Here is a 2,007-nt window from a genome sequence, read left to right as displayed (position 1 = left end):
GCGGTGCGGCGACCGATCACGTTCGCGCGTTCCGTGCCATACTGCGCGTCCCCGTTTGGGGGCGTAGCTCAGTTGGTTAGAGCGCCGGCCTGTCACGCCGGAGGTCGCGGGTTCGAGTCCCGTCGCTCCCGCTCCAAAGAAAGCCCCGTCTCGCGGGGCTTTTTCTTACCCGCACGGTGCCGCTCGTCTGGGAGCTGGGGTGTGACGCCTCGCTGTTCGTGGGCGGCGCGGACAACACTCCTGTGAATCGCGCGTGCCACCCATGCTCAGCCTGATGCTGCACGCGCGCGAAGCTCGGGCGACGGGCCGGCCGACGATCTAGTCGGTCTCGAGTTCGAGGCCGAGCAACTCAAGCGCGCGACGGAGGCCAGCGTGGTTGGGCTCGATCTCGATGGTGTCGACCACGGTGATGGCGGCGCCTTCGAAGATGGCCCAGTTGACGAGGTCGTCGCCGAGGCGCGAGCGATAGCGGACTCCGTTGAACGGGCCGCCGTCGGCCGCGGTCGCCTTGTAGACGTAGCGGCCGACGGCTTGCGTGAACGCGCGGGGTGCGCGAGTGCGGAGATCGCCGGCGTCGAGGTCGTCGAGTCCGTGGCGGACGAGCAGGGCGGCGAGGGCTGAACGGAGCGTGGTGAGCGTCGCGGCCTCGGCGACATCGCAGAACCGGCCGTCGACGATCGCCGAACCCAGTCGTCGGGTGGTGAGCCAATCGCGCGGGACGACGCCGCCGCGCAGGGTCGGCGGGTCGTCGTCCTCGTCCTTGATCTCCGCGAGTGCAGCGAGCAGGGCGACGTCGGGGCGAAAGCGCGCGAGCGTTTCGACGAACGGTGCGACGTCGTCGGAGGACGCGTAGACGACGCGGTATTCCCCGGCGGGGTCGTCGTAGCGGTTGCCGAACGTCCCGTCGTCGGCAGCGAACGCCCAGTCGGGCCACTCCCAGGGGTGGGCGCGACCGAGGCGGTGCAGCGGACCGTCGGACTTGACGCCGGCGAGTGAGGTCATCCACCGACGAGGAACGCGCGCATCGCGCCGATGACGTCGGCACCGACCTCGTCGGGATCGCCGTCACGGAGGATCCGGGCGGGCGACCGGTCGTCGAGCTGTGGGTTGAGGCCCTGCATCCAGACCTGGGCGATCTTGGCGGAGTCGTTGGCCGCGATCGTGGCGGCGACCTGGTAGGCGAGTCGTAGCCGCGCCTGGACGGCGTCAGACGGCGTGCGCTCGCCTTCGGCCCACTGGCGCACCGCGCGCGTCTCGCCGACGCCGCCGAGGTAGGCGACGAGCTTTGCGCCCAGGATCTCGCGGAGCTGTGCGGCGACGTCCTTGAACTCCGCGCGCATCGCGGTCTGGTGGGCGGTGAGGTCGGGGCGGGCGGTGGTCGTCATGAGAGGTCTCCTGGACCCGGACGGTAGCGCACCGCAAATCACAGGTCAAATCACACCTCAGGCCCCAAGTAACTCAGCAGCGACCATCGTCAGGGGCCACGGCGCTGGGTGCCCCCTCTGAGCAGCAATGGCACCCGACCCGCAGCTCACCGACGGCGGTGCCGCGCTCCGCCCGCCGCCCGAGAACATCCACCTCGCGATCGCCGGTCACACCTCCCCGGCGTCGTGGGCGAGCAGGGCGATCTGCACGCGGTTGTTGAACTCGAGCTTCTCGAGCACGTGCGACACGTGCGCCTTGACGGTCGCAACGCTCATGTAGAGCTCGCGGCCGATCTCGGCGTTGGACCTGCCCAACCCGATCGCGACGGCAACCTCGCGCTCGCGTTCGGTGAGGAGGTCGAGTCGCTCGCGGGCGTGCCGGCGGCGGGCATGGGTCTCGCCGTCGGTCACGTGTCCGATCAATCGGCGGGTGATCGTGGGGGAGAGCATCGGCTCGCCGGCGGCGACGGCGCGCACGGCGCGGACGATCTCGGCCGGGGGCGTGTCCTTCAGCAGGAACCCGCCGGCGCCTGCACGCAGGGCACGTAGGACGTCGTCGTCGACCTCGAACGTCGTGAGAACG

General features: G+C 70.4%; 3 protein-coding genes and 1 tRNA gene. 1 reads left to right on the top strand and 3 read right to left on the bottom strand.

All coding sequences use genetic code 11. The features are described 5' to 3' along the window. Positions 1-57 precede the first annotated feature (57 nt). A tRNA-Asp gene (locus ABYE80_RS20275) sits at positions 58-131 on the top strand. A gap of 187 nt (positions 132-318) precedes the next feature. On the opposite strand, the gene ABYE80_RS20270 is transcribed toward ABYE80_RS20275, so the two are convergent. From ABYE80_RS20270 to ABYE80_RS20260, 3 genes are all read right to left on the bottom strand, one after another. Beyond that, on the bottom strand, positions 319-1,002 hold the full coding sequence (locus ABYE80_RS20270) for a hypothetical protein (protein ID WP_372792175.1): 684 nt from the start codon (positions 1,000-1,002) through the stop codon (positions 319-321). Then, complete coding sequence (locus ABYE80_RS20265) at positions 999-1,385, bottom strand: hypothetical protein (RefSeq protein ID WP_372792173.1); 387 nt, start codon at positions 1,383-1,385, stop codon at positions 999-1,001. The genes ABYE80_RS20270 and ABYE80_RS20265 overlap by 4 nt, the downstream gene beginning before the upstream one ends. Before the next feature lie 207 nt (positions 1,386-1,592). Beyond that, the coding region (locus ABYE80_RS20260; protein ID WP_372792171.1) for a LuxR C-terminal-related transcriptional regulator at positions 1,593-2,007 on the bottom strand (415 nt) is incomplete at its 5' end.

This window comes from Paraconexibacter sp., from assembly GCF_041602235.1.
GTDB lineage: Bacteria > Actinomycetota > Thermoleophilia > Solirubrobacterales > Solirubrobacteraceae > Paraconexibacter.
The sequence above is the reverse complement of the archived record's forward strand: the minus strand, read 5'-3'. Positions and strand labels throughout refer to the sequence as shown.

Coding starts and splice junctions, on each gene's coding strand:
- ABYE80_RS20270 (WP_372792175.1), bottom strand. CDS start 1,002: ATGACCTCACTCGCCGGCGTCAAGTCCGACGGTCCGCTGCACCGCCTC.
- ABYE80_RS20265 (WP_372792173.1), bottom strand. CDS start 1,385: ATGACGACCACCGCCCGCCCCGACCTCACCGCCCACCAGACCGCGATG.